The sequence below is a fragment of the Telluria sp. Soil_C_11 genome (genome assembly GCF_057657395.1).
In genome coordinates, this window is sequence record NZ_JBDGIN010000023.1 from 1 (window position 1) to 24,538 (window position 24,538).

The 24,538-nt window shown below is 62.8% G+C and carries 23 protein-coding genes and 2 pseudogenes; 17 read left to right on the forward strand and 8 right to left on the reverse strand.

The features are described 5' to 3' along the window. Positions 1 to 485: 485 nt before the first annotated feature. On the forward strand, positions 486 to 1,412 hold the full coding sequence (locus tag AC3A6M_RS22890; protein WP_487855024.1) for an ankyrin repeat domain-containing protein: 927 nt from the start codon (positions 486 to 488) through the stop codon (positions 1,410 to 1,412). Here the strand turns inward: AC3A6M_RS22890 and AC3A6M_RS22895 are convergent. From AC3A6M_RS22895 to AC3A6M_RS22905, 3 genes are all read right to left on the reverse strand, one after another. Continuing rightward, a complete protein-coding gene (locus AC3A6M_RS22895) occupies positions 1,403 to 2,647 on the reverse strand; it encodes a hypothetical protein (RefSeq protein WP_487855025.1) in 1,245 nt (414 codons plus the stop codon). The genes AC3A6M_RS22890 and AC3A6M_RS22895 overlap by 10 nt on opposite strands. Before the next feature lie 2 nt (positions 2,648 to 2,649). Next, positions 2,650 to 3,969 carry an esterase/lipase family protein gene (locus tag AC3A6M_RS22900; protein ID WP_487855026.1) on the reverse strand — a complete coding sequence of 440 codons (1,320 nt, stop codon included), beginning with the start codon at positions 3,967 to 3,969 and terminating at the stop codon, positions 2,650 to 2,652. A 250-nt stretch (positions 3,970 to 4,219) separates the two neighbouring features. Further along, positions 4,220 to 4,477, reverse strand: coding sequence for a hypothetical protein (locus tag AC3A6M_RS22905; RefSeq protein ID WP_487855027.1), 258 nt, complete (start codon positions 4,475 to 4,477; stop codon positions 4,220 to 4,222). A gap of 599 nt (positions 4,478 to 5,076) precedes the next feature. Here AC3A6M_RS22905 and AC3A6M_RS22910 point away from each other — a divergent pair. From AC3A6M_RS22910 to AC3A6M_RS22920, 3 genes are all read left to right on the forward strand, one after another. After that, positions 5,077 to 5,376 (forward strand): type II toxin-antitoxin system RelE/ParE family toxin, encoded by a 300-nt coding sequence (locus tag AC3A6M_RS22910; protein WP_487855028.1) that lies wholly within the window; start codon positions 5,077 to 5,079, stop codon positions 5,374 to 5,376. A 120-nt stretch (positions 5,377 to 5,496) separates the two neighbouring features. Then, the gene (locus tag AC3A6M_RS22915) at positions 5,497 to 5,862 is read left to right on the forward strand and encodes an addiction module antidote protein (RefSeq protein WP_487855029.1); all 366 of its coding nucleotides are present in this window, start codon (positions 5,497 to 5,499) and stop codon (positions 5,860 to 5,862) included. A gap of 663 nt (positions 5,863 to 6,525) precedes the next feature. After that, positions 6,526 to 7,113, forward strand: coding sequence for a hypothetical protein (locus tag AC3A6M_RS22920; protein WP_487855030.1), 588 nt, complete (start codon positions 6,526 to 6,528; stop codon positions 7,111 to 7,113). Positions 7,114 to 7,739: 626 nt separating this feature from the next. On the opposite strand, the gene AC3A6M_RS22925 is transcribed toward AC3A6M_RS22920, so the two are convergent. Then, positions 7,740 to 7,994 (reverse strand): hypothetical protein, encoded by a 255-nt coding sequence (locus tag AC3A6M_RS22925; RefSeq protein ID WP_487855031.1) that lies wholly within the window; start codon positions 7,992 to 7,994, stop codon positions 7,740 to 7,742. A 173-nt stretch (positions 7,995 to 8,167) separates the two neighbouring features. Between AC3A6M_RS22925 and AC3A6M_RS22930 the strand changes: the two genes are divergently transcribed. The 5 genes from AC3A6M_RS22930 (at position 8,168) to AC3A6M_RS22950 (ending at position 12,404) form a co-directional block, all read left to right on the forward strand. After that, positions 8,168 to 8,422: a hypothetical protein gene (locus tag AC3A6M_RS22930; RefSeq protein ID WP_487855032.1), complete on the forward strand. Its 255-nt coding sequence runs from the start codon at positions 8,168 to 8,170 to the stop codon at positions 8,420 to 8,422. A gap of 79 nt (positions 8,423 to 8,501) precedes the next feature. Next, the gene (locus AC3A6M_RS22935; RefSeq protein WP_487855033.1) at positions 8,502 to 9,677 is read left to right on the forward strand and encodes an MFS transporter; all 1,176 of its coding nucleotides are present in this window, start codon (positions 8,502 to 8,504) and stop codon (positions 9,675 to 9,677) included. Positions 9,678 to 9,851: 174 nt separating this feature from the next. Beyond that, complete coding sequence (locus AC3A6M_RS22940) at positions 9,852 to 10,466, forward strand: DUF4254 domain-containing protein (protein WP_487855034.1); 615 nt, start codon at positions 9,852 to 9,854, stop codon at positions 10,464 to 10,466. Positions 10,467 to 10,486: 20 nt separating this feature from the next. Beyond that, positions 10,487 to 11,314 (forward strand): glycosyltransferase, encoded by an 828-nt coding sequence (locus AC3A6M_RS22945; RefSeq protein ID WP_487855035.1) that lies wholly within the window; start codon positions 10,487 to 10,489, stop codon positions 11,312 to 11,314. A 7-nt stretch (positions 11,315 to 11,321) separates the two neighbouring features. After that, positions 11,322 to 12,404 carry a glycosyltransferase family 9 protein gene (locus tag AC3A6M_RS22950; protein ID WP_487855036.1) on the forward strand — a complete coding sequence of 361 codons (1,083 nt, stop codon included), beginning with the start codon at positions 11,322 to 11,324 and terminating at the stop codon, positions 12,402 to 12,404. A 1-nt stretch (position 12,405) separates the two neighbouring features. Here AC3A6M_RS22950 and AC3A6M_RS22955 read toward each other — a convergent pair whose 3' ends face one another. Further along, on the reverse strand, positions 12,406 to 13,458 hold the full coding sequence (locus tag AC3A6M_RS22955; RefSeq protein ID WP_487855037.1) for a glycosyltransferase family 9 protein: 1,053 nt from the start codon (positions 13,456 to 13,458) through the stop codon (positions 12,406 to 12,408). Between the two features lie 314 nt (positions 13,459 to 13,772). Beyond that, the gene (locus AC3A6M_RS22960; protein ID WP_487855038.1) at positions 13,773 to 15,452 is read right to left on the reverse strand and encodes a carbamoyltransferase family protein; all 1,680 of its coding nucleotides are present in this window, start codon (positions 15,450 to 15,452) and stop codon (positions 13,773 to 13,775) included. Between the two features lie 161 nt (positions 15,453 to 15,613). On the opposite strand from AC3A6M_RS22960, the gene nudC reads away from it, so the two are divergent. Then, positions 15,614 to 16,447 carry an NAD(+) diphosphatase gene (gene nudC / locus AC3A6M_RS22965; RefSeq protein WP_487855039.1) on the forward strand — a complete coding sequence of 278 codons (834 nt, stop codon included), beginning with the start codon at positions 15,614 to 15,616 and terminating at the stop codon, positions 16,445 to 16,447. A 1-nt stretch (position 16,448) separates the two neighbouring features. Here the strand turns inward: nudC and AC3A6M_RS22970 are convergent, their stop codons facing one another. Next, entirely contained in the window at positions 16,449 to 17,321 is an 873-nt protein-coding gene (locus AC3A6M_RS22970; protein ID WP_487855040.1) for a hypothetical protein, read from the reverse strand. A 148-nt stretch (positions 17,322 to 17,469) separates the two neighbouring features. On the opposite strand from AC3A6M_RS22970, the gene folE reads away from it, so the two are divergent. The 4 genes and pseudogenes from folE to AC3A6M_RS22990 all read left to right on the forward strand — a co-directional run bounded on the left by folE (position 17,470) and on the right by AC3A6M_RS22990 (position 20,098). Next, positions 17,470 to 18,036, forward strand: coding sequence for a GTP cyclohydrolase I FolE (gene folE / locus AC3A6M_RS22975; RefSeq protein WP_487855041.1), 567 nt, complete (start codon positions 17,470 to 17,472; stop codon positions 18,034 to 18,036). Between the two features lie 218 nt (positions 18,037 to 18,254). Continuing rightward, positions 18,255 to 18,530, forward strand: a pseudogene (locus tag AC3A6M_RS22980) (transposase); the annotation flags it as partial. Between the two features lie 55 nt (positions 18,531 to 18,585). Continuing rightward, a pseudogene (locus AC3A6M_RS22985) lies at positions 18,586 to 19,405 on the forward strand (aldo/keto reductase). An 84-nt stretch (positions 19,406 to 19,489) separates the two neighbouring features. Further along, complete coding sequence (locus AC3A6M_RS22990) at positions 19,490 to 20,098, forward strand: phosphatase PAP2 family protein (RefSeq protein WP_487855042.1); 609 nt, start codon at positions 19,490 to 19,492, stop codon at positions 20,096 to 20,098. Positions 20,099 to 20,102: 4 nt separating this feature from the next. Here the strand turns inward: AC3A6M_RS22990 and AC3A6M_RS22995 are convergent, their stop codons facing one another. Beyond that, the gene (locus tag AC3A6M_RS22995) at positions 20,103 to 20,525 is read right to left on the reverse strand and encodes a hypothetical protein (RefSeq protein ID WP_487855043.1); all 423 of its coding nucleotides are present in this window, start codon (positions 20,523 to 20,525) and stop codon (positions 20,103 to 20,105) included. Between the two features lie 103 nt (positions 20,526 to 20,628). On the opposite strand from AC3A6M_RS22995, the gene AC3A6M_RS23000 reads away from it, so the two are divergent. From AC3A6M_RS23000 to AC3A6M_RS23010, 3 genes are read left to right on the forward strand one after another with little or no spacing between them, the layout of a single operon-like run. Continuing rightward, complete coding sequence (locus AC3A6M_RS23000) at positions 20,629 to 21,249, forward strand: (2Fe-2S)-binding protein (RefSeq protein ID WP_487855088.1); 621 nt, start codon at positions 20,629 to 20,631, stop codon at positions 21,247 to 21,249. A gap of 18 nt (positions 21,250 to 21,267) precedes the next feature. Next, positions 21,268 to 22,266, forward strand: a complete 999-nt coding sequence (locus tag AC3A6M_RS23005; RefSeq protein WP_487855044.1) for an FAD binding domain-containing protein — start codon at positions 21,268 to 21,270, stop codon at positions 22,264 to 22,266. Beyond that, entirely contained in the window at positions 22,263 to 24,482 is a 2,220-nt protein-coding gene (locus AC3A6M_RS23010) for a xanthine dehydrogenase family protein molybdopterin-binding subunit (RefSeq protein ID WP_487855045.1), read from the forward strand. Before AC3A6M_RS23005 ends, AC3A6M_RS23010 begins: the two co-directional genes overlap by 4 nt. Positions 24,483 to 24,538 lie beyond the last annotated feature (56 nt).

Genomic DNA, 24,538 nt, shown 5'->3' on the forward strand with positions numbered 1-24,538 from the left:
ACGTCTTCATGTAGAGCTTTCTTTCTTAAGTAGAAAATTCTACTTCTAAACGCGCTCTTTTTGTGGGGGGATTACCATGTGTTCGACTATAGCGAAAGGTTCTACAATCCACGCCGGTGTCATTCCACTATCGGCTACATCAGCCCGGTACAGTTTGAAAAACTAAATTCGCCTAACGGAAGTGTCCGTAACGATGGGGGAAGGCCAAGCATCATTTTTTAGTGGCACAATCCATGTAATCGAGCCTAAAGTTGATTTTGTTGTTGGAGGAGCCTTTTTCCCTCTGGAAAAAGGGGCTTTACTCATATGAATTTCAACGCTTTAGTTAGGCAATTTCTTAACTGCGCTTTTGTCATAGTAGTGTTTCGGTTCGTGCCTGTCACGGCGTGCCGGGATCTGGTTCTGTACTTTAGGCCACATGCAGTCGGGATGACTGGTCAACAACTCCGATCCACTTCCAGCCAATTTCGGGAGACATATGCGTCATGTCCTCAATACTTCTCTCTCTTTATTTCTCGGTGCTCATCGCACTAGGCGCGGCTTCCGCCATGGCGCAAGCGGCAGAGTCGAAAGAATCTCTCATACACGCGTCGCGCGTCAGTGATCTCGATGGCGTGATGCGGGCAGTGAGTGCAGGCATACCGGTGGATACGCCGGATCTCGTCGGCTCCGATACGCATGATAATCTTGAGGGGGCCACACCGCTGGGATACGCCGCGTTCAACGGAGAACTTGAGCTTGTAAGGTGGCTAATCGATCGTGGCGCGAAGATCGATGCTGTCAGCACGATAGGCAACAGCGCACTGAGCTATGCAATTCGTTCCGAGGCGCGTCCTGTGGTTGACCTGCTCCTTGGACTGGGGGCCAAAATCAATCCCGGGGTCCTGATTGATGCTGTCGCAGCAGATCACTTGGAACTGGTGCAGATATTCGTGAAAAAAGGCGCCGACATCAACGGGCCGGGCAGGATCCCAACCAGCGGCCGCCCGTTCAGCCCGCTTTCACTTGCAGCAAGAAGTGGGGGCCAAGAACTGATCGTGTGGTTAGTCAAAAACGGCGCTCAGATTAATAAGGCGCCAGTAATTAACGGCATCGCCGGGGCAACGCCGCTCCTGGTAGCCGTGGGGGAAAATCGAATCAATATTGCCGAGCTATTATTGCGGTTGGGCGCGAATTTAAATATTTCTGGGTACAACTTCATGGCCGGCGACAATGTTTCTCCCCTTTATGTTGCGGTCAGTGAAAGAAACATCGCCATGATACGGTTATTGCTAGAGCATCATCCGAGTAAGGCGCATATTGCCGAGTCGCTTAAGCTAGCAAGAAACAACTGGAACGGCGTGAAGCCGGAAGACGCAGAGATCATTGCACTTCTCACTAGAAAGGCAGCTGTGCCAAGTAATTATCGTTGACGCCGGATTGTGAAAACCGCCACGAGCATTTCGTTGACGTCGGTTGCGGGGACGATACTGAGGTACCGCTGGTACCTGTCGTGTTCAAGCTTGAAGGAAGATATGCAACCATTGTGCGACGGTTGCCAGAATTGGAACAGCGGATCGATAAACATCAGCGCGGCGCCTTTGCTATCGCGTCGGGCGAAAATCGCTACGTGGGAAAGCCCGCCGCAGGTCAGGAATACCCTGTCGCCAGGCATTAATCCTGCGATGATGTCTGATTTTTTCATCTTGATCGCCCGCGGCGAAGGAGGCGCGCGGCCGGCAGGGTAAAGCAGGTACACGTCGCCGAAACCCACGTCGGGAACGGTGCGTGAATAGAAGTCGAACTGGTCTTGCAAGGACATCGATTCGGGAGGAACGTCCGTGGGTTCGACCACTGTTCCACTTGCGGCACCGAACTGCCCCCGTAGATCTGAATCGACGAATAAGGCCTCGTAGAGGCCGCGCCCCGGAACCGCTCCCACGTCCGCAAAAGGTGGGCCTGCCAAGGAAAACTTATTCAATATCTTGGTCAATCGGGGTTCGCCGATCGTTGCAATGATCTGCCCGAGCAGCTCACGTTTTTGCACTTTGCTCTTTGCGCGGTCACGAAGCACCATCAATAGCGTCCAGTATTCCTGTTCCTCCGGCGCCAGCGGTTCCCCCAGCGGTGTCAGCGCAAGCGCCGCAGTTGAAAAGGGCCCGCCAAGTGCGGCGCCCATTCTGAGAATGGCTGGGATGTGGGCGCTGTCGGCGTCTTTCGCCAAGCTTTCGACAACTATCTCCCTCCTGAGCACGCCCTCGACAAACTCTTCCGCAGCGGGCAAGTGACCGTTCTCGATGGCTGCAAAGAGCTCCTTGTGGGCTGCCACTGGACTGCCGCTCTGAGATTGGATCAGTTTGTACTTGTAGTAGTGGGCATCCGCTTTGAGTCGGCCGGCGTAATAGGGATTAGCGAATTCCTTGATCGGCCTGACGATGTAAGTATTGGCAAGCGTGCGTACCTTTCCCCGTTCGTTCGCTTTCCAGGCTTCCGATAACAGGTTCGCTTCTTGCGGCAGTTTGATTTGTGCACTCGACATGCGCTTGGCGATGTCGGCGAGCTTTTCATCCGACACACGGTAGTCGGGAACGGCTTGCTGGGCGGAAGTCGACGAGCTGACACAGAGCAGGGCGACTAATAAGATGACGAACCGAAGCGACAGAGTCATGCTCATCTCCAGATGATGATCGGCGACGTGCTTAGCGTGCGCGCGCCGTCTTCGTCATAGTCGATCTCGAACCAGAGCTGATAGGGTCGCTTAGCCCGGCTTTCCAGAATGAGCTTGAAAGCAAAAGGCTCCTCGCCATTCTTGAGCGTGATGGCACGTGTTCTTTCTTTGCTCTCCAAGATGTTTTGCGAGGCGACTGGGTAGGCCGTCGTCGCATTTTTGAGGAATCTGGCGCGAATACCAGCATCCGTTGTGCTGACGATGACGGTCTCGGTCTCCGCGATGCCATACGGCTTGGAAGACATGGGGTCCAAGTCGCATTTGCCGGACGGCTTTCCGATCACTTCGTCTAGTTCGCGGGCTTTCACGGCGATCGACTTAATCCGGATCGGCGTTGCGCTAGCCTGCGTGTGTGCGAAAAGCAATGTAGATTTTGCCGCGCCACAGAAAATAGGCTGCCCGTTGATTCGAGGATTGTCAGACAAGCTCGATAACACTTGCACTATGTTCTGGTTTTCTACACGCAGCGAGGTCGCCCCTGTCAGCCCGAGCGTGCGATAGGCGCTCTTGAAAGCGACATAAGGGGTGTCGTCTTTGTCCGCAGGTTTTACGATGCCGGCATGGTCAGCGTTGATAGGGTCTAGCCGGTTATTGCACAAGTTAGTGGCACTTTGTTGCTCTACAATTCGCACATGCGCAGTAGGCTGAATTTCATATGCACAAAACGAAGGAATTGACGACAAAGTCTTGTCTGCAAGCCAGGTCCGTTGGAGATCTGCTAAGTAGGCGTCGCTCGTCATGGGCATGAGTTTGGCGAATTGCGGATTCTTGCTGACGAGCCGGGCAATCGAAGCCACGGATGATCCTGTCGTCGGTGTGGCAAAAAAGTAGATGAGCCCGACTTTCTTGACGTTCTCCCGGTACTTAGCCAAGAAGGCACGAGTCACCAGACCGCCCATACTGTGCGCGATGAAGACGATCTGGCGGTGCGCCAGCACATCTTTCGTTTCAAGAGAAAGACGCATCGAATCAGCGAGCTCGTCAATAGTTGGGGCGCGTGTCATTGCCGGACTGCCAAGCGTCAGCACTGCGATGTTGGCGCGGCTGAATGTTGGATCAGTCGTTAACATGGCAGGCCAGTATGCCTTTGTTGTAGGGTTTGTCCATGTCCCCACCGCATCGCCCATGACGCCATGGACAAAGACAATGACCTGACTATTTTCCGTCTTGTACCGGACGTAATGAACCTGCGCACGGACTGGCACAATCACGCAGGCGACAAGTAAAAGTGACAATAACGCTTTAAGGATGCAATGGCGCATTAGCCTCTCCTTGGTGTGTAGCCAGCCGGTAATACGCGTCGTTTCTTGTTCGATTTTTTCACTGGGCCCGGGCACTCTTTTTTATAACATAGAAGAGAGCAGAGCAAGCACATGCGTTTTAATTTTGTTTGACCACCCTGCGGTCAATCTACATCGACACACTCGGCGCTTGTGGCGGACCGAAAACTCGCTCAAGCATGAACAGAGACTCCTTGCCGTTCAAGCCGCGCTCTCGCACCTATGCACTTACTCAAAAATGAACCTTCGATAATGCAAAGCACTCTACCCATAAATCAGTGTTGTAAAAGATATTTCCTCTAGAAATTTTGTCTTTTAAAAAGGTACTAACACATTGATACCACTTTGCACGGAAAATTAGATCGCTGCTCTGAGGAATTTGAATCGTACCAACATTTTTAGTAGGAATAACCCTCCTAGAACCTACTTCATCACATTTTGTTGATAAAACCCATTCTTCGAAAGAAGAACGGGTTTTTTGTTTATCCAAAAATTTTTTACGATTTTATATGTTCTCCGGACTGGCTTGAATTGTGAAGCGATACCCCAGGCCTCCGTTGAAACCTCCAGTTCCGCCTATCCTGACCGATTGTGCGTTGCACCTAGAAAGACCGGCGACGTCTGCACGGAAGTGGGAGGCTCGGTCACCTAGACAAGACTAGGTGCGGCGGCGGGCTCCCGTCCAGCGACGCCCACTATGTGAAACGTGGCGGCACTTGGCTAGCTACGCCGCAGCCGTTCCAGCTGCCGGCAGCGCGCCGTTGCCGGTGAGCGTCGTCATTGACGGATCGGTGACGAATAGCTGCGCTGCACATACGTGGTATCGCCGGCACGGTCTGTCACCTTGAGCTTGAGCGCGATGACGCCGGCCCGGCAAAAAATGTATGGCGTCAGGCTGACGTCGCCAATCCCTCGCCGCTCGCGCAGGCTTGGCACGGACTGCGGGCTGGCGTCGTTGACGCTCGCTCTGGCGGGGTGCCGTATCCGGTCGAATACAAAACACTTGACGACATGTATTCGATCGGATACAGTTGCATCAAGCGTTGAGCAGACGTGAGGCAAAGCAGTAATAACAACTGAAGGACTACCATGAAAATTGTGAAGAAAGACCACAAGTTCATCGAGTTCTTCGAGGGGATTAAGGATGAGAAGACGAAGAGTGTTATCGCAGCAAGGATTACACGACTTTCGTTGGGAGCGTCTGGAAATTCCGAGCCAGTTGGAGAAGGTGTGCAGGAGCTGAAAATCGATTACGGACCAGGATGGCGCGTGTACTACATCAAGGTTGCGGAAACGGTAATCGTCCTTCTCGGCGGCGGATCGAAGAACGGGCAGCAGAAAGATATTGATGCTGCCAAAGATCGAGCTAGAGCATTAAAGAGGAAGTAAAGTAGTAACCGGGGTGTCAGCCCCGGTTACTCATAAGCCCAAGCGGGCACTAGCAGCAGAAGGGCCTAGTTACAAGAGCCTAGCTTGCTATACACCTATATAGGTAAAAACGAGGTAAATATGAGCACAGCAAACAAAATCATCGCAACGGATAGCGAGTTTGATCTTGGTGCGATTAATTCTCTGCCAGAGTTTGACGCGGCAGATTATATTAAGAGTGAAGAGGCCTTCTTAGCTTTCGTTAATGACTTTCTTGCTGAGGGTGACCCTGCTATGATTGCAGAGGCTCTTGGCATCGCAGCTAGAGCTAAGGGAATGACTGAAATAGCGAATAAGACAGGAATAAATAGGGAGTCTCTATACAAAGCGCTACGTGGCAACAGTCAACCAAGACTAGATACAATAATGAAGGTCCTAAAAGCCTTTGGGTTAAAATTAGTAGCGCAACCAATCGTAGACAATACAGAGACTCACGTAGTGAGTTAAGCCTGTAGTTCTCTTTTGTTATGTCTGCTTGCTTTAACTGCTCAACGCATACTTAGACTTGGCATGTTTGCTCGGTCTTAAGTACGTTTGTCTTTAGCCCCCGTAACTGGGGGCTTTTTTATTGCTAGTTAACTTTGCAATATAACTGTAAGATGTTAGTAACTAAGAGACGGATTGAAAACTCCGAAGCAACTTTGATGTCCAAACGGCTCACTCTTGCAGGAGTACGCTATGTGGACAGCAGAGCAGCGCGCGCGACATCAAGCATCCAAAGGAACGACGAGGTTACCCGACCGATATCAGCGACAAGGAGTGGAAGCTTGTCGAGTCGCTATCGCCTGGCGTAGTGAATCGCCACGGCTTTCCTAGACACTAGAGAGCCGCTAAAAATACTTCTTTTCATACTCAGCCGGTGACATGTCATTGCTGAAGCTATGCCGGCGCTTCGTTAACGAGAACCATCGGCATTTGTCCTGAAGCCGCCGCTGAGGGCCGAAGTGCAGACGCAATCGATACCCACTCGCCGTGGTTCAGTCGCTGCGTGCCTACCCACAATCGAGGTTACAAGCGCGCTGAACGTGGACCTAGGTAGCGCTGTCATGGCAAGCTTTCCGGTACCCTGTGCTTGCCTGGTGTTTCGAACAACGTAAAAGGAGGAAAACGATGATCGTGATTTCGTGTTCATGGGGCTCTGGAAAAACTGGGGCCATGATGCAGATGATGGGACGAGCCATCCGTGAAGGGAACCACCGGACGACAACGCTCCATGAGTTGGCTCATCGGGAGAGGATTGGCCAAAAAAACGAGAAGCGTGCGTCAAAAACTAGAGCCACCCACGCAAAGCCGAGGGCTTCGATTCAGCTTTCCTTGGCAAATGACCAAGGTGGCGATGCCGGTTACGCGGCGGCCAATGGTTCGAACGGCGGTGCTGGCAGCGGCGGAGGTGGTGGCGGAGATAGTGGGAACGGCAGCGAAGGTGATGGTGACGGGGAAAGTGATCGAGCACCCCGGACCGTTACCCAAGCTGCCGTCAAACGCTCCTCCCGCACACCCTCCGCACGTCCCCGCGCTTCCCCCCGCCCGCGCAAGTCATCTGCCACACTGATGCCATTCCTGAAGGCGTTCGCCGGGATTCCTTTACCCGTTCTTGTACTGACTACCGCAATTCTTTTTGCATACACAGGGCATGCGGATCTCGCGAAAACCGCCCTGCTGACCTTGCTGGGAGGCCGCTTCATGAAGCCTAAATAAAAGAAGTCCGGCTGACGGACAGGCGGTCGGATCATTAGCCGTTCCTTGAACAACCAGCTAATGCGACGAACGCCCCTCTGCAAAGCCCCACACTCACACTGATGTCTGCGACTTAATGTTGCCTGCCAAATGACGCGCGGCAGGCGAGGGAACACGTCGATGCCGAGCAGCTGACACTGCCTTCTTCCAGGCGACAGTGGACGGCCCTAGTAGGTCTCCAACCGCCAAGACGGAGTCATTGGGCTGATGGAAGACAGAATGCCTGGGTAGCAGAGATGCAGAAACGGAGCCAAGCTTCAGTGTTGTTAATGTAGAGCACTTAATTGCTGCGCGTGGCAGCGATGTCCCAGAAATATGTTCCTTCTGCACTGGCCGGTATGTGTGGTACACCTTGGACGCAGTAAAGTGCTACCCACAAAACGAGGTCCTGGCCCCAGTTGTGCAATGAAAAGGGTGTTTTCAGACAAGCTACCAACAATTTGGTACCTAACTTGGGCTTGGAGCTGGGCTCACTCACTCACATAGAACTCGCTACCAACACTTTTTGGTGGGCATAACCCTTCTGATCCGATCCAGTTCCAGCGGTTTCAGCAAAAACCCGTTTCTCTCGCGAGAAGCGGGTTTTTTTATTGGCCGGCGCTTCGCGGCTTGTTGCCGGTCGCCTGGTGCGCCTGGTTGTTGCCGCCTTCCAGGAGGGCTGCATTCAAGAAGATTGCCGGCGGCAGTGTCGATCGAGAAGCCTGCGATATCGACTCCAGCGCCGGGTTCGGCATTGTCGAGGAAGCGTTGAATGGGGCTTCGGGCTTGCTGGCGTCGGGACCGACGCAGTAAGCGCTGTTCAGCGAGGTCAGGTGGAAGTGCTGGCCGGTAGGGAGATTCACTTCGAGGTGATTGGGAGCGGCGCCAAGCGCAGTAAGGTTGCGCCGATCCGCGAATTCGTTACGCCAATAAATTTCGATGTTGCATTCGGTTACAAACCGGCCTGAATGCGATCGGAGCAACCCTGTTCGCAAGCTGTTTCTCGGGCGTATTCCGCACTACGAAATTTATCGCCATGTCTTTGCTTTTCGATCAAGAAAAGCGCCTGAAAAGTCCGAATCCTGAGCTGTTATCAATCTGGCGTATGGCTGATATCACGCGTCTTTTTCACGCATTTCGTCGTGAACGTCGCTTTATTTTCTGTTTTTTCAGAAATTTTTCTTATCAAAGCCTCCATTTTGTCTATATCCTGCAACGCTTCGATAAAGGCTTACAAATGGAAAGAATTTTTTTTCCGTGTGGCAAAGCAAAACCGATCGAATGTGCGTAGAATTGCCTTCCATCAGTTTCCGAACGCCAACTACTTATGGTTGGCGTTTTGCTTTCAACCCCAAGAAAACAAACGCAGAATGCAAACTCCCTCCCGCAGCAGCAGCACCACCCGAGCCATCGCGCGCACCCTGTCGGTCGCTCAGGCACAGCAATATGCACTGCCCGTCCTGTTCACCCTGTTCGGCGTGATCATGGGTTCCTGGGCCGGCCGTATCCCGGCGATGGCCGAGCGTGTGCACGTCTCGCACTCGGCGCTGTCGATGGTGCTGCTGTGCGGCGGCCTGGGCGCCGTCCTGTCCTACCCGATCTCGTCGCGCATGATGGCGTCGCTCGGCGCACGCAAGACCCTGCTGTTCTCGGGCCTGGCCCTGCTGTGCGTGCTGATCGCCATCGGCGTTGCGCCGACCGTGCCGCTGCTGATGATGGCCGTGCTGAGCCTGGGCATCACCGCCAGCACCTTCGACGTCGCCATCAACTCGTCTGCGACCGCCCGCGAAAAGGCAACCGGCAAGTCGGAACTGTCGAAGCTGCACGGCCTCGGTTGCGCCGGCGGCCTGGCGGGTGCGACCCTGGGCAGCCTGATGGCCAGCCTGCACATCGCCCCGGCCACCCACTTCCTGATGCTGGCCGGTCCCCTGGCCGCGCTCCTGTATATCGCTTACACCATGCTGGAGGCGGATGACACTGGCGCCACCGTCGAGAAGAAGTCGTTCTCGCTGCCGCGCGGTCCGCTGCTGCTGCTGGGCGTGCTGGGCTTCCTGGGTTCGATGGCCGAAGGCAGCATCGCCGACTGGAGCGGCGTGTTCCTGAAAGAGCATTTCGGCGCGTCGGACGGCCTGGCGCCGCTGGCCCTGTCCTGCTTCTCGGTGATGATGCTGCTGGCCCGCCTGGTCGGCGACAAGCTGAAGGCCCGCTATGGCGCCCGTCCCCTGGTCACCAGCGGTTCGATGCTGGGCGCAGCCGGCCTGTTCTTCGCGGTGCTGTCGCCGGACGCCTACTTTGCCCTGTTCGGCTTCGCCGTCGCCGGCATGGGCATGGCCCTGGTGTTCCCCTTTGTGTTCAGCGCCGCCGGCGCGCAAGGCCCGGCAGCCCTGGCCGGCGTCGCCAGCATGGCTTACAGCGGCAGCCTGATGGGGCCGCCGGTGATCGGCGCCATCGCCCAGGGCATGGGCATGCAGATCGCCATCGCCTACGTCGGCGGCCTGGCGGCGCTGATCGCCTGGGTGGCCAGCCGTGCACGCATGCTGAAGTAATTCTCGCTGTACTTCCTCTTCCTTTGTCGGGGCGGTTGCCGAAAGGCGCCGCTCTTTTTTTATTGACGCATCGGCGATTTGCGCCACGCCAAGCCTGGCTGCGGCCATGCGAACTCCAGTACGCTAGATGACTCCAAGCGCTGTGACTATATTGACCAGCACGGCGGAGTCTTCATGCACAGCAAAATCGACGCGGCATCGGTCGCGGCCTTCCACGACCGGCAATTGCGCAATCCGGACTGGCCGATCTTCGACGACCCCCAGTCCGGCGCCTGGACCTGGATCGCCGCCAACCACCGCTACAACGGGCTGCTGTGGCGCGAGGAAGACCGCGCGCGCCGGCTCGACGTGCCGCCTTCCGAAATCGCCGCCAGCAAGCGCCTGATCGACCGCTACAACCAGAAGCGCAACGACGCGGTCGAGGCCCTCGACGAGCGCCTGCTGGGCGAACTCGATCGCGTCAGCCGCCAGCCCGGCGCGCGCCTGTCCAGCGAAACCGCGGGTGCGATGATCGACCGCCTGTCGATCCTGGCGCTGAAGATCCACCACATGCGCGCGCAGGCCCAGCGTCACGAAGCCGGCGCCGAACACATGCACGCCTGCACCTGCAAGCTCGAGCGCCTGGTGGCCCAGCGCGAGGACCTCAAGTCCTGCCTGGACAGCCTGCTGGCCGAGGCGAGGGCGGGGCGCGCCTTCTTCAAGGTCTACCGCCAGTTCAAGATGTACAACGATCCGAGCCTGAATCCCTGGCTGTACGGGCAGGTGCAGGGGGCCGCGCAGGGGCCCTGAAAGGCCGCGCCGTGAGCGAAATGACGCAGCAACAGTTTATCGACGTCCTGGTGCCCACCTGTAACCGCCCCGCGGCGCTGGCGGTGACCCTGGCTGCGCTGGGCTTTCAAACCTGGCCGTCCCTGTGCATCGTCGTTTCCGACCAGTCCGACGGCGCGGGGGCCTGGTCCCACGGCGAGGTGCAGGCCGTGCTGCGCTACCTGCGCGCGACCGGGCGGCAGGTCGAGACCTGGCGCAACCTGCCGCGCCGCGGCATGGCCCAGCAGCGCGCCTTCCTGCTGGAGCAGGTGCAGGCGCATTATTGCCTGTTCGTCGACGACGACGTCATCCTCGAACCGGACCTCGTGGCGCGCCTGCATGCCGTCGTCGAGGCCGAAGGCTGCGGCTTCGTCGGCAGCGCGCTGCACGGCCTCAGTTACCTGGGACAGGAAAGACCGGCCCAGGAAAGCATCGAGTTCTGGGACGGACCGGTAACCCCCGAAACGGTGCGACCCGGCACCGCGGCCTGGGCGCTGCACCACCTGCACAGCGCCGCGAACCTGTTCCACGTGCAGTCGCGCCTCGCCTCGAGGGAGAACGGCGGCGAGGCCGCCACGCGGATCTACAAGGTGGCCTGGGTCGGCGGCTGCGTCCTGTTCGACACGGCCTGTCTGCGGGCCGCCGGCGGCTACGATTTCTGGACCGAGTTGCCTACGCACCATTGCGGCGAGGACGTGCTGGCCCAGCAGCGCGTCATGGCCCGTTATGGCGGCTGCGCCATCGTGCCCTCGGGGGCCTACCACATGGAACTGCCGACCACGGTGACGGCGCGCGCCATCGATGCACCGTATGTGCTGCCCGTCGAGTGAGCCCGCAGTGAGCCTGGATGCGGTCTGCAAGATCGCCGTGCTGCGGCCGAACGCCGTGGGCGACTTCGTCTTCGCCCTGCCGGCCTTGCACGCCCTGAAGCACCGCTATCCGGATGCCGATATCGTCCTGCTCGGCAAGGAGTGGCATGCCGGCTTCCTGCATGAGCGGCCCGGACCGGTGGGCCGCGTGGCGGTGATGCCGCCCGTGCCGGGTGTGGGCGCGCCGGTCAGCGCCAGCTGCGATGAGGGGGCAATCGACCGCTTCGTCGATGCCATGCGCGCAGAGCGCTTCGACATCGCGCTGCAGATGTTTGGAGCGGGACATTATTCGAATCCCTTCCTGCTGCGCCTGGGCGCGCGCCTGACGGCATGGGCGCGCGCGGATGACGCGCCCATGCTTCCGCGCTGGGTGCCGTACTGCGAACCCAACAACCGCCGCCTGGCGCTGCTGGACATCGCGGGCCTGGCCGGCGCCTGGCCGGGGCCGCAGTCGCCGCTGCCTTCGCTGCCTCCGCAGCCGGAACTGGCGGTGACGGATGCCGACCGTCTCGAAGCCGCTGCCGCGGTACCGGTGGCGCTCAGCGCCGGCGAGCGCCTGGCCGTGCTGCAGCCCGGCGCCACCGATCCGCGCCGCCGCTGGCCGGCCGAGCGCTTCGCGGCACTCGGCGACCGGCTGGCGCAAGCGGGGATGCGGGTGGCCGTCAACGGCGCCGCCGGCGAAGCGGCGCTGGTGGACGACGTGGTCGGGGCCATGCGCCATCCTGCCATCGGCCTGGCGGGGGTGCTGGGCCTGGGCGGCTTGTGCGGTTTGCTGGAGCGTGCCGCGCTGGTCGTATCGAACGACACCGGCCCCCTGCACCTGGCGCTGGTCCTGGGCCGGCCCAGTGTCGGCATCTTCTGGCTGACCAACCTGATCGAAGGCATGCCGCTGCGCCAGTCCCACCTGCGGGCGGCGCTGTCGCTGCAGACGCGTTGCCCGGTCTGCGGACAGGATAACGTCGCCGCGCGTTGCCCCCACGACGAGAGCTTCGTGGCCGATGTGGGCCTGGCGCAGGTGGAGCGCCTGGCCCTATCTCTCATCCACCAATAATTCACCAATAAGGCCACATGCCGACGCTGCGCTGCCGGCTGGTCGCCGTGCCCGACAGCAGGGCGCGCGCATGCTGCAGCACCACTGCGGCGCGCTGGGCGTCCGGATCCCAGATGCAGCGGTGGCTGTGGCGGTCGAGCGGGGCCCAGCGCGCAATGTCGGCCTTGCTGAACACCACCACGCTCTTGAGCTTGAGGCCGGCGGCGATGTGGGACACGCCGGTATCGTTGCACAGCAGTAGCTTGGCCTTGCGCATCAGCACGGCCATGGCGCCGATCGAGATCGGGGCGGCAGCATCGACCGGCCGATGGTGCATGTGGGCCGCTACCTCGGCCGTCAGGTCGGCTTCGCTGGCCGACCCGGTCAGCACGGGCTTCAGGCCGAACTCCGCCGCCAGGCGGTCGCCGACTTCGGCGAACTGCCGCGGCGGCCAGCATTTGTCGCGCTGGCGTGCACCCGGGTGGATGCAGAAATAGGCGGCATCCTGCAGCGCGGTCGCCACACCGCTGGCGTCGAGTTCTTCCTCGTCCTCGCGCGACAGCGGAAACTCCAGGTGCAGCCCGGCCGCTTCGGCGCCCAGCTCCTCCATGAGGCGCAGCAGGCGCTCCGGTTCGGCACCCGTTTCCGGATAGGGTAGCAGGGCGGTGCGGTCCCGCGTGACCGGCTCGCCGCGGCAGTAGCCCGCCATCGCCCTGGCGCCGAAGCCGCTGACGATGTCGTTGCTGACGTCGCCGCTGCCGTGCAACTGGATCGCCAGCCCGAATTCGCGCGCGCACAGGCTGGTGTAGAAGCGCGCCAGCCCTTCGTGCCGTACCGGCTGCTCGGGCATCAGCGGATGGCCGGGGAAGGGAATGAATTCGTCGATGTAGCCACTGAAACGGTCGGCGAACTGCTGCGCCCAGGGCAGGCCGACCAGGGCGATGTGGGCGTGCGGCACGGCCTTGCGCAGCGCCCGCAGGGCCGGCACGGCGCACAGCATGTCGCCCAGCTGGAGCGCGCGGAAAACGACGACCGAGGATGGGGGGAGGCGTTGCAGGAGTCGGCGGCGGTGCATGGTTCCCTCCGCTAGCAAAGGCTGGAACAGGAGCCGGCGTGACGGCCCAGCCGGTCGAGTACGTTGCGCGTGATGCGTTCGACCCGGCGGACGGCCAGTCGGGCGGGATGGCGAAGCCGTAGGCGGGCCAGTCCCAGTCCTGGTCCGCCGGCCCGTCCCCGGCATGATGGCCGGGCAGCCACCCGGTGCGCCACGCCAGCGCCGGTCCATCGCCCCAGCGGTAGAAGGCGACGCGGAAGCGTGGGCGGTCGGTCGCCACGTGCAGGTGAGCGTGTCACCCGGCATCACGCTGGCGTGCTGCGGATAGCCGCGAATCATGCCGGCAACTCCGGTTCGCTGCGCTTGGTGATGAGGAAGGGCGGCATGGCCCGCGCGTGCAGGGGCATGCGCCGGAACGCGGCGAGCGCTTCCTGCGGCGTTTCCACGATCGGCTCGTCCTTGCCGTTGAACGAGGTGTTCAGCAGCAGCGGCACCCCGGTCAGCGCCTCGAAGCCCTGCAGCAGGCGGCGCAGCAGCGGATCGTCGCCCGCGCTCACGGTCTGCAGGCGCGCCGTGCCGTCGACGTGGGTGATGGCCGGCACCCGCGCCGCCATGTGCGGGCGCACCGGCGCCGCGAGCTGCATGAAGGGCGACGGCCCGGGCAGGTCGAACCAGGCGTCGGCGCGCTCTTCGAGCACCACCGGGGCCAGCGGGCGGAACCATTCGCGCTGCTTGACCTTCGCATTGATCCAGTCGCGCGTGGCGGCCTGGCGCGGATCGGCCAGGATGCTGCGGTGCCCGAGGGCGCGCGGGCCGAATTCGCCGGGGCCCTGGTAGAGGCCGAGCACGCGGCGGCTGGCCAGCAGTTCGAGCATCCGGACCGACAACGCGTCCAGCGCCGGCAGTACTTCGATCCGCAGGTCGTCGCGGTCGACCAGGGCGGCTTCGATCCCGTGCCGTTCCGGCGCCGGGCCGAGGTAGTCATGGGTCCAGCGGTAGGCGCAGCTCTCGCCGGCGATGTCGGTCAGGCCGTACAGCGCGCAGCCGAGGGCGGTGCCGGCATCGCCCGGCGCGGGCGGGATGAAGACCTCGCGGAACGGCGTCTCGCGCAGCAGGCGCGCGTTGGCCGAGCAGTTCAGGGCGGTGCCGCCGGCAAAGCACAGGCGGTCGAGCCGGGTCTGGGCATGCAGCCAGCGCGCCACTTCCAGCAGCGCGTCCTCGAACGCGCGCTGGCCGGCCGCCGCCAGGTCCGCACAGTCGGCGAAGGCGACGCCGGGCTGGCCGTAGCGGAAGCGCACATGCTCGCGCAGTACCTCGCGCCAGGGCGCCGGTATGCCGACCTGGCCGGCTTCGACGCTCAAGGAAGGAAGGCGGAGGGCGTGCGGGTCGCCGTGCGGCGCCAGTCCCATCACCTTGCCTTCATTGCCTTCGCCGGGAAAGATGGCCTGGGTCAGCATGAAGTAGAACGTGCCCAAGCCGACCAGGCGCCCATCGTCGCGGTCCCACAGCTGCTTGCCGATGCACAGGACGCGTTCGCGGTCGGCGCGGTAGAACGAGGCGACTTCGCGCCAGCCGCCAGGCACGTAGGCGGCGCCGGCCCAGTACTCGGTGAGGTCCGACACCGGGCTGCCCTGGCCGTCGATGATCATCACCGCGGCGTCGCGGAAGGGCGAGGGGTGGAACACGCTGTACACGTGGGCGAGGTGGTGCGAGATGCGCGCACGCCGGCAGCCCGGGGCGAGGCGCAGACTGGCCGCCAGTTCCTCTTCGTACAGCGCCAGCTGCTTTCGTTCTTCGTCGGAGGAAAAGCATTCGACCACCACGTCGATCGGACGCTCGGGCCAGGGAAGGCGCGGGAGATAGAGGTCGCGGACGTCGCCGGGTTTGCCCCAGTGATGTTTGCGGCGGGTCAGCCGCTCCTTCTGGATGGCCCACAGCAGCCGCGAGCCCTGCATCAGGCAGACGCTGGCGTCCTGGGTCCGGTTAATGCCAAGCACGACGGGAGCATCGCTCATCATTTTCTCCTTCTTCGTGTGCGCTGCAACGGTCCAGCGAAGGCTTGGAGCATGATGAGCCGCGATTAGTTCTGCGCCGGCGGGCGAGGGATATCAGGGTGCGCTCATCGAAGCTGTGCGTGTCGCGGTATCATCGAGCCAACTCGTTATCGGATATCGCCATGCTCCAGACACCCGCCTCGTTCACGCCCCTGGTCGCGCCCCCGCAGGAATCGCAGCAAGCGGAGGATGCGCTGTCGTTCATCTTCCATGCCGGCCGCCTGCTGTTGCGCGAGGATGGCCTGGGCCTGCCCGACCGCGCCGCCGTCGCCAGCCTCCAACTCGATCCGCAGGCGCTGCAGCCGGTCGGCCTGCTGGATGGCCGCTATTGCCAGGCCGGCTGGGTCGACGACGAATCGCGCGCGCCGCAAGGCCATGCCTGGCGCGGCCTGCGCTCGCTGTTCGGAGAGTGGGATGAAGCCTTGCTCGGCGTGGCCGGGCGCGCGGCCCAGGTCGCCGAATGGGCGCGCACCCACCGTTTCTGCGGCGCCTGCGGCAGCGGCACCGCGCGCCTTGGCGGCGAACGCTGTTTCAAATGCACGCATTGCGGCCACATGGCCTATCCGCGCATCTCGCCGGCCATGATGGTGCTGATCCGCAAGGGAGATTCAGTGCTGCTGGCCCTGCATACGCAGTCGGCCGCGAAGCGTTTCGTGCCGCTGGCCGGTTTCCTCGAGGCCGGCGAATCGGTCGAGGAGGCGGTGCACCGCGAAGTGTTCGAGGAAGTGGGCCTGCGCGTGCACAACCTGCGCTATTTCGGCAGCCAGTCCTGGCCCTTCCCGCACTCGCTGATGATCGCCTTCACCGCGGATTACCTGGACGGCGAGATCCGCACCGACCCCAACGAGATCCTCGAAGCGCGCTGGTTCGGCCCGGACGACGAATGGCCGGAGCGCGTGCCGCACGTTTCCGTGTCGAGCGTGCTGGTCGACGCGCACCGGCCGGAAGGGCGCTAACTCAGGGCACCGGCGTCGCCGCAACCTTGCCCTCGATGCGCACGGCCGGCGGCACTTCCTCCGGCTTGGCGCCGGTCGCGCGCATGCGCACCACGCGCTGCATCAGGTCGAACCAGAAGGGTGCGCCGAACAGCGTGGTGGTGGCGGTGAGCAGCCAGCCCACCACCTGCAGCGCGAAGTCGGCGTTCAGCACCGGCGGGAATCTGGTCCAGCCGATCGGCAGCGCCAGCAGGGCGTCGATGGTGGCCTGGTCGAGCGCGGTTGGCACCTCTTTCAGGTGGGCAGCCAGGGCCGGCTGCTGCCACAGGGTGCGGAACAAATGGATGCTGTCGATATTGAACAGGATCGCCAGCAGCAGCGACAGCAGCAGAGAGATCAGGAGCTGGCTGCGCTTGTAGGCGCCGGACATGCGCGCCATCGCATTGTCGAACCAGCTCGCCAGCATGTCCTGGAAATGCTGCAGGTCGCGCGCGCGGCTGACCATGCCCAGCATGGCCGTCCGCAGCTGCGGATCGGGAATCGCCTCGATGGCGCTGCGCAATTGCAGGAGGTCGCCCGGCGTCTTCCAGAGACTGTCCACCAGGGCAATCGCAAAATGCGCGGGTTCGATGTAGGATGGACGGGTCGCCAGCGAGCGCTCGTCCATGGCACTGCCGTCCGTGTGCGGATTGACCAGCGGATGGGCATACACGGCGCGCGCCAGGCCATCGAAGTGCGGGTCGTTGAGCATGCTCTTGACCCCGGCCAGCAGGGTATTCGCGCGCAGGCGGAACAGGGAGGCCAGCGCCTCCTGCAGGGTGGTGACGATCAGGGCCACCGTACCGAAGCAGAAGGTCAGGCCGATGGCGACTTCCAGGACAGTGCTGCCGAGCATGGCTGTTCTCCCAACATGAAAAGGACGTCGACCACGCTAGCGCACCTGTGGCACAGCCGCCTCCGGTTTGCTCAAGAAATGGCTTTCAATCTGTAGATTGACAGCATTTTCTATATACTCTCGGCAGTCTTTAATTTTAGGGTTAACCATGTCTGACAAAGAAGTCTTCACCGAAAACGACTGGCGCCGCCTGCTGTCCAGCCTCGGCGAAGATCCCAACCGTCCCGGCCTGCACGAAACCCCGGCGCGTGTCGCCAAGGCCTGGAAGCACTGGACTTCCGGCTACGGGCAGGATCCGGTCGAGATCCTCAAGGCCTTCGAGGATGGCGCCGAGGAATACAACGAGCTGATCGTGGTGCGCAACATCCCGGTCTACAGCCACTGCGAACACCACCTGGCCCCGTTCTTCGGCAAGGCCACCGTCGGTTATCTGCCGAACGGCAAAATCGTCGGCCTGTCGAAGCTGACCCGCCTGGTCGATGTGTTCTCCAAGCGCCTGCAGGTGCAGGAGCGCCTGACGGTCCAGATCGCGAATACGCTGATGGAAGTGCTGGAACCGAAAGCCGTCGGCGTGGTCATCAAGTGCCGCCACATGTGCATGGAAAGCCGCGGCATCCGCACGCCCGGCGAGGAAACCATCACCTCGGCCATGCTGGGCGAACTGCAGCCGAACCTGGCGCTGCGCACCGAGTTCCTGTCGCTGGCCCGCGACTAGGAGCGCTCGAGTCCCGGGCGGCCGTGCGCCGCCCAATCCTCCCTTGTGCTGTTAAAAAAAACGCAGCATTGTGCGGAATCCGCTGCTACACTGTATTGACGGATTTGACGGATTCCCATCCGACCACATGGGCGGAATCACGAAGTCATCCTGTCCTGGCCGGGAACCGTTCCGGATCACGCGTCTCCAATTGTCAGTTCTCTTTTGAGGCGAACGACATGAACAGGCCTACCTTTCCTAGCGATGTAACGCGCGAGCAGTTCGAGACCGTCCGTGAAATGCTGGAAGCGGCGCGCCGCAAGACCAGGCCGCGCAAGCACGACCTGTACGATGTCTTCTGCGCCGTCCTGTACTTCCTGCATTCCGGCAGCGCCTGGCGCAGCATGCCGCCCGAGTTCCCGCCCTGGCGTACCGTGCATGAATATTTCACCCAATGGACCATGCTGCGCGAGGGCGACCGCACGCTGCTCGAGGCTGCCCTCGAACGCCTCGGCCGCAGCGCCGAGATCGCGCGCTTGCGCCAGCTGACCGGACAACGATAGGAATACCATGCAGGCCATTCGACTGGGCCGGCATGGCCCGGCTACTTCTCGCATTGGCCTCGGCTGCATGGGCATGTCGGACCTGCGCGGGCCGGACGGCGCCTGGAACGGCTACGATTGCCGGCCACAGGCGGTGCGCAATTTCCTTGCCTACAGCCTCAAGCGACTGGGCACCGACTACATCGACATCTACCGCCCCGCGCGCCTCGACCCGGCCGTGCCGATCGAGGAGACCGTGAGTGCGATCGCCGACCTGGTCAAGGCCGGCTACGTGCGCCACATCGGCCTGTCCGAAGTCGGCGCCGACACCCTGCGCCGCGCCAGCCGCGTGCATCCGATCAGCGACCTGCAGATCGAATATTCGATGATCTCGCGCGGCATCGAGCGCGCGATCCTGCCGGCGGCGCGCGAGCTCGGCATCGGCATCACGGCCTATGGCGTGCTGTCGCGCGGCCTGATCAGCGGGCACTGGTCGAAGGACCGGCAGGGCGAAAAGGATTTCCGCGGCCTGGCCAGCCCGCGCTTCCAGGGCGACAACCTGGATGCCAACCTGGCCCTGGTCGAGCGCCTGCGCGCACTGGCGCAGGAACTGGGCGCGAGCGTGGCGCAGCTGGCGATCGCCTGGGTGGCGGCGCAAGGCGCGGACATCCTGCCCCTGGTCGGTGCACGCCGCCGCGACCGCCTGCAGGAAGCGCTGGGGCGCCCTCGACCTGGCGCTGCGGCCCGAAGACCTCGCCCGCCTGGAAGCCATCGTGCCGCCGGACGCGGCCGCCGGAGCGCGCTATGGTCCGGGCCAAATGGCCCACCTCGACAGCGAAATGGGCTAAGTCCCGCTTGTTTGCGCAGTCGTGTTTAAGTTCCCACTGCTGAGCTGATAAAGTCGAGCTTTGTCATACGCTCGTCAACTTATCATGCTCGAGAACATCAATCTGCTGTGGTTTTCCATGATCAACTCCAACGCCGGCCTGCACGGCTGGCGTCTCGAGCTGGCCCTGTTTTGCGCCGAATGGCTGATCCTGCTGGTGCCGATCGGCCTGCTCGGCCTGTGGATGAGCGGGGTGGGCGCGCAGCGCGAGGCGGCGGTGAAGGCGCTGGCGGCTACCGGCTGTGCGCTGGGTATCAATGCCATGATCGGCCTGCTGTGGTATCACGCGCGTCCCTTCGTCGCCGGCGTCGGCCGCAACTTCCTGCACCATGCGGCGGACAGCTCCTTCCCGAGCGACCACGGGACCGTCATGTTCACCGTGTCGCTGGTGCTGGCCGCCAGCAGCGTGCCGGCGGCGAAGCGCTTCGGCCGCTCGCTGCTGCCGCTGGCCTTCGTGGTGGCATGGGCGCGCGTCTTCCTGGGCGTGCATTGGCCGCTGGACATGGCAGGGGCGCTGGCCGTGGCGCTGGTCATGACCCTGCTGTTCCAGGCGCGCCTGCTGGATGGATTCTGCGCGCTGCTGACGGCATCGCTGGGCACGCTGTACCGGCGCGTGCTGGCACGCCCGATCGCACGCGGCTGGCTGCGGCCGTGATGGGTTATTGAGAGGCGGCGACCGCGCCTTCCGCGCGTTCGAACACCAGTTTCTTCGCGCCGTCCAGGTGGAACACGCCGATCGGCTGGGCCTGCACGTTGTCGGATGGCGGCGGCAGCCTGGTGCAGCCCTGGGTTTCCACCTGCCACATCTCGTCGCCGGAACGCAGCAGGAAGCTGTTCTCGCCGGTCGAGAACAGTTCGACGTTGAGGTCGGCCAGGGGCGTCTTGCCGAGGTCGAACTGGCGCTGGCAATCCGGCAGCCGCGATGCGACCAGGCGTACGCCGGCCTGCCTGCTCCAGAAATAATCCTGGGTGACGAGCACGGTCAGGGACTGGTCGCCGCCGCTGACGGCGTAGCTGGCCGATTCGTTGACGCAGCCGGCCAGCAGCAGTGGGGTCAGGAGTACGAGGAAACGTCGGGTCATTTCCAGAGTATAAAACTCTTCAAAGCGCGGCCGCAACGCGCCCATCGCGTTTCTTGGCGGAATAGCATCTCGCGCGCTCCGCGATTTTTCGATTTCGGCCATCATCAGCCGACGAAAAACCAAGCGAAAAGCGAGCGATACCATGCCACAAGATGAACAGCGAGCGGTCGGGCAGGGCATACATGCCGCCACCCCATCGCCGTATGCGCCGCCGCAGCCGTTGACGTTGCGGATCAATGGCGCCGAGCACCAGCTCACGATCGAGCCGCGCGTCACCCTGCTCGACGCCCTGCGCGAAGTGCTGCACCTGACCGGCACCAAGAAGGGCTGCGACCGCGGCCAGTGCGGCGCCTGTACCGTGCTGGTGGACGGCCAGCGCATCAACTCCTGCCTGACCCTGGCGGTGATGCACGACGGCCGCGAGATCGTCACGGTCGAAGGCCTGGGCGGCGCCGGGCAGCCGCATCCGATGCAGCAGGCCTTCATGGACTGCGACGGCTTCCAGTGCGGCTACTGCACCCCGGGCCAGGTGTGCTCGGCGGTGGCGCTGCTCGACGAGGTCAAGCAGCGCCAGGCCAGCGCCGTCACCGAGGGCGAGCAGCTGGAGCCGGCCGGCTTGAGCGAGGACGAGATCCGCGAACGCATGAGCGGCAACCTGTGCCGCTGCGGCGCCTATCCGAACATCGTCAAGGCGATCCACAGCGTCGTGCTGCGCCAGGCCTGAAACCACGGAGACTCCTGCATGCAATCGATCTTCTACGAACGTGCGCGCGACGTGCATCACGCGATCGAGCTGGCGCGCGAACCCGGCGCGAAATTCATCGGCGGCGGCACCAACCTGCTGGACCTGTACAAGAGCGGCATCGAAAAACCGGTGCGCCTGGTGGACGTGAGCCGTCTCGCGCTGTCCGGCATCGACGAGTTGCCGGGCGGCGGCCTGCGCATCGGCGCGATGGCGACCAACACCGCGGTGGGCACCGACCCGCTGGTGCGCCAGCGCTACCGCGTGCTGTCCGAAGCCTTGTTGAATGGCGCCAGCACCCAGCTGCGCAATATGGCGACCGTGGGCGGCAACCTGCTGCAGCGCACCCGCTGCTATTACTTCACCGACCCGGCCTTTGCCCACTGTAATAAACGCGATCCCGGCTCGGGCTGCGACGCCATCGATGGCCACAACCGTATCCACGCCATCCTCGGCGCCAGCGAGCATTGCATCGCGACGCATCCCTCGGACATGGCGGTGGCGCTGGCGGCGCTGGACGCCGTGGTCCATCTGCAGGGACCGGATGGCGAGCGCCAGGTGCCGGCCGCGGACTTCCACCGCCTGCCGGAAGACCATCCCGAGATCGACACCGTGATCCGGCCGGGTGAGCTGATCACGGCGGTGGAGCTGCCGCCAATGCCGTTCGCCCGGCATTCGCATTATCTGAAAGTACGCGACCGCGCCAGCTATGCGTTCGCGCTGGTGTCGGTGGCGGCTGCGGTCGACCTGGACGGCGGCAGCGTGCGCGATGTGCGCATCGCGCTGGGCGGCGTGGCCCACAAACCGTGGCGCGCACTGGATGCCGAAAACATCCTGCGCGGCCAGGCCCCCGGCGCCGAGCTGCTGGCGCGCGCGGGTGCGGCGGCGGTCGCGGGCGCGCAGGCGTACGCGCACAACGCCTTCAAGGTCGAGCTGGCGCAGCGCGCGGTCGTGCGGGCGCTGCAAACAGTGATCAGGAAGTCAGGAGGCCAGGCATGAACGGCATCGGCGCACCCATCAACCGTACCGACGCCTGGGCCAAGGTCAGCGGCGCGGCCCACTATACCGCCGAGCACCAGGTCGAGGGATTGACCCACGCCGTCCTGGTGACCAGCACGATTCCCAGCGGCCGGGTACTCCGTATCGACGACAGCGCGGCCCGCGAGGTGCCCGGCCTGCTGCTGGTGATGACCCCGCAGAACGCCATGCGCCTGCCGCAGGAGACCAAGGACGGCAAGCTGCAGCCGCCGATCGGCCGCCGGCTCACCCTGCTGCAGGAGGACGACGTCTGGTACAACAACCAGCCGATCGCGGTGGTCGTGGCCGACACGGTCGAGCACGCGCGCGAAGCCGCGGCCCGGCTGCGCATCGACTACGAGCGCAAGGACGCCGTGCTCGACTTCGAACAGGCCAGGCAGAAGCCGCACCGGCCCGAGAAAGTGCTGAGCGAGGAGACGGACAGCAGGCGCGGCGACCTGGCGGACGGCCTGCTGGCGGCAAGCGTGCGCCTGGACGAAACCTATACCACGCCGATCGAACACCACAACCCGCTCGAGACCCACGCCACCATCGCCGAATGGAGCAACAGCGGGGATGGCGACAGGCTCACCATCCACGAGTCGACCCAGTACATGAAGGGCGTGCAGCGCATCGTCGCCAGCATCTTCGGCATCCCGCCGGAGAACGTGACCGCGATCTGCCCCTACACCGGCGGCGGCTTCGGATCGAAGGGATCGATCTGGTCGCACGCTCCCCTGACGGCGATGGCGGCGAAGATGCTGGGCCGGCCGGTCAAGCTCTCGCTGGACCGCAACCAGATGTTCGGCCCGGTCGGCCAGCGTCCCAACACCGAGCAGCGCTTCCGGCTGGGCGCCACGGAGGACGGCCGCCTGCTGGCGTCCAGCCACGACACCATCGCCTATACCTCGGTCATCGAGGACTGGATCGAACCCTGCGGCATCGTCACGCGCATGATGTACGAGAGCCCGAACCAGGAGACCACGCACCGGCTGGCGCCCATGAACCTGGGCACCCCCACCTTCATGCGCGCGCCCGGCGAAGCCACCGGCACCTTCGCGCTCGAATCGGCGATGGACGAACTGGCGTATCAATTGAACATGGATCCGCTGGCGCTGCGCCTGAAGAACTACACGGAAAAGGATCCGGGCAAGGACCTGCCCTGGTCCAGCAAATCGCTGCGCCAGTGCTACGAGATCGGCGCCGAACGCTTCGGCTGGAAGGAGCGCAAGCCGCAGCCGCGCTCGATGAAGCGCGGGAACAAACTGGTCGGCTGGGGCATGGCCACCGCGACCTACCCGACCAACCGTTCGCCGGGCGAATGTTCCGCCAGCTTGCTGCCGGACGGCACGGCGCTGTTCCGCTCCGCCACCCAGGACCTCGGCACCGGCACCTACACCGTCATGACCCAGATCGCGGCGGATGCGATCGGCCTGAAGGTGGAACAGGTGCGCTTCGAGCTCGGCGAATCGACGATGCCGGAAGCGCCGGTCTCGGGCGGCTCGACCACGGTGGCCAGCGTTGGCCCGGCGGTGCAGGCGGCCGGTCATGCGCTGCGCCTGAAGCTGGCGGGCATCGCACTGGCCGACCAGGCCTCGCCGCTGTTCGGCAGCACGGCGGACAGGATCGGTGTCGAGAACGGCGAGCTGTACCTGCTCGACGAACCGTCGCGCCGCGAATCGATGCGCGACATCGTCGGGCGCCACGGCGCAGCGGTCGAGGTCACGGCCAAGGCGGAACCCGGCGACGAAAAGAAAAAGTATTCGATGCATGCCTTCGGCGCCGTATTCGTCGAGGTGACGGTGGACGAAGACCTGGGCGAGATCCGCGTGCCGCGCGTGGTCGGCGTCTACGGGGTCGGCAAGCTGATGAACGAGAAGACGGGCTACAGCCAGCTGATGGGCGGCATCGTCTGGGGCATCGGCCTGGCGCTGCTGGAGGAAACCTTCATCGACGGACGCAATGGCCGCCCGGTGAACGGCAACCTGGCCGAGTACCACGTGCCGGTCAACGCCGACATCCAGGGCATCGACGTGCAGATCGTCGACGAGGACGACCCGCACGTGAACCCGCTGGGCGCGAAGGGCATCGGCGAGATCGGCATTACCGGCGTGGGGGCGGCGATTGCGAATGCGGTGTACCACGCGACCGGAAAGCGGGTGCGGGATTTGCCGGTGACGCTGGATAAGGTGATGTAGCCACCGTCGTCCCCGCGCAGGCGCGGACCCAGGTTTGGCGTGAACAGCCGTGGCAA

Coding starts and splice junctions, on each gene's coding strand:
- AC3A6M_RS23010 (WP_487855045.1), top strand. CDS start 22,263: ATGAACGGCATCGGCGCACCCATCAACCGTACCGACGCCTGGGCCAAG.
- nudC (WP_487855039.1), top strand. CDS start 15,614: ATGCTCCAGACACCCGCCTCGTTCACGCCCCTGGTCGCGCCCCCGCAG.
- AC3A6M_RS22910 (WP_487855028.1), top strand. CDS start 5,077: ATGAAAATTGTGAAGAAAGACCACAAGTTCATCGAGTTCTTCGAGGGG.
- AC3A6M_RS22990 (WP_487855042.1), top strand. CDS start 19,490: ATGCTCGAGAACATCAATCTGCTGTGGTTTTCCATGATCAACTCCAAC.
- AC3A6M_RS22920 (WP_487855030.1), top strand. CDS start 6,526: ATGATCGTGATTTCGTGTTCATGGGGCTCTGGAAAAACTGGGGCCATG.
- AC3A6M_RS23005 (WP_487855044.1), top strand. CDS start 21,268: ATGCAATCGATCTTCTACGAACGTGCGCGCGACGTGCATCACGCGATC.
- AC3A6M_RS22900 (WP_487855026.1), bottom strand. CDS start 3,969: ATGCGCCATTGCATCCTTAAAGCGTTATTGTCACTTTTACTTGTCGCC.
- AC3A6M_RS22945 (WP_487855035.1), top strand. CDS start 10,487: ATGACGCAGCAACAGTTTATCGACGTCCTGGTGCCCACCTGTAACCGC.
- AC3A6M_RS22960 (WP_487855038.1), bottom strand. CDS start 15,452: ATGAGCGATGCTCCCGTCGTGCTTGGCATTAACCGGACCCAGGACGCC.
- AC3A6M_RS22940 (WP_487855034.1), top strand. CDS start 9,852: ATGCACAGCAAAATCGACGCGGCATCGGTCGCGGCCTTCCACGACCGG.
- AC3A6M_RS22995 (WP_487855043.1), bottom strand. CDS start 20,525: ATGACCCGACGTTTCCTCGTACTCCTGACCCCACTGCTGCTGGCCGGC.
- AC3A6M_RS22955 (WP_487855037.1), bottom strand. CDS start 13,458: ATGCACCGCCGCCGACTCCTGCAACGCCTCCCCCCATCCTCGGTCGTC.
- AC3A6M_RS22930 (WP_487855032.1), top strand. CDS start 8,168: ATGTCTTTGCTTTTCGATCAAGAAAAGCGCCTGAAAAGTCCGAATCCT.
- AC3A6M_RS22890 (WP_487855024.1), top strand. CDS start 486: ATGTCCTCAATACTTCTCTCTCTTTATTTCTCGGTGCTCATCGCACTA.
- AC3A6M_RS22970 (WP_487855040.1), bottom strand. CDS start 17,321: ATGCTCGGCAGCACTGTCCTGGAAGTCGCCATCGGCCTGACCTTCTGC.
- AC3A6M_RS22915 (WP_487855029.1), top strand. CDS start 5,497: ATGAGCACAGCAAACAAAATCATCGCAACGGATAGCGAGTTTGATCTT.
- AC3A6M_RS22935 (WP_487855033.1), top strand. CDS start 8,502: ATGCAAACTCCCTCCCGCAGCAGCAGCACCACCCGAGCCATCGCGCGC.
- AC3A6M_RS22895 (WP_487855025.1), bottom strand. CDS start 2,647: ATGACTCTGTCGCTTCGGTTCGTCATCTTATTAGTCGCCCTGCTCTGT.
- folE (WP_487855041.1), top strand. CDS start 17,470: ATGTCTGACAAAGAAGTCTTCACCGAAAACGACTGGCGCCGCCTGCTG.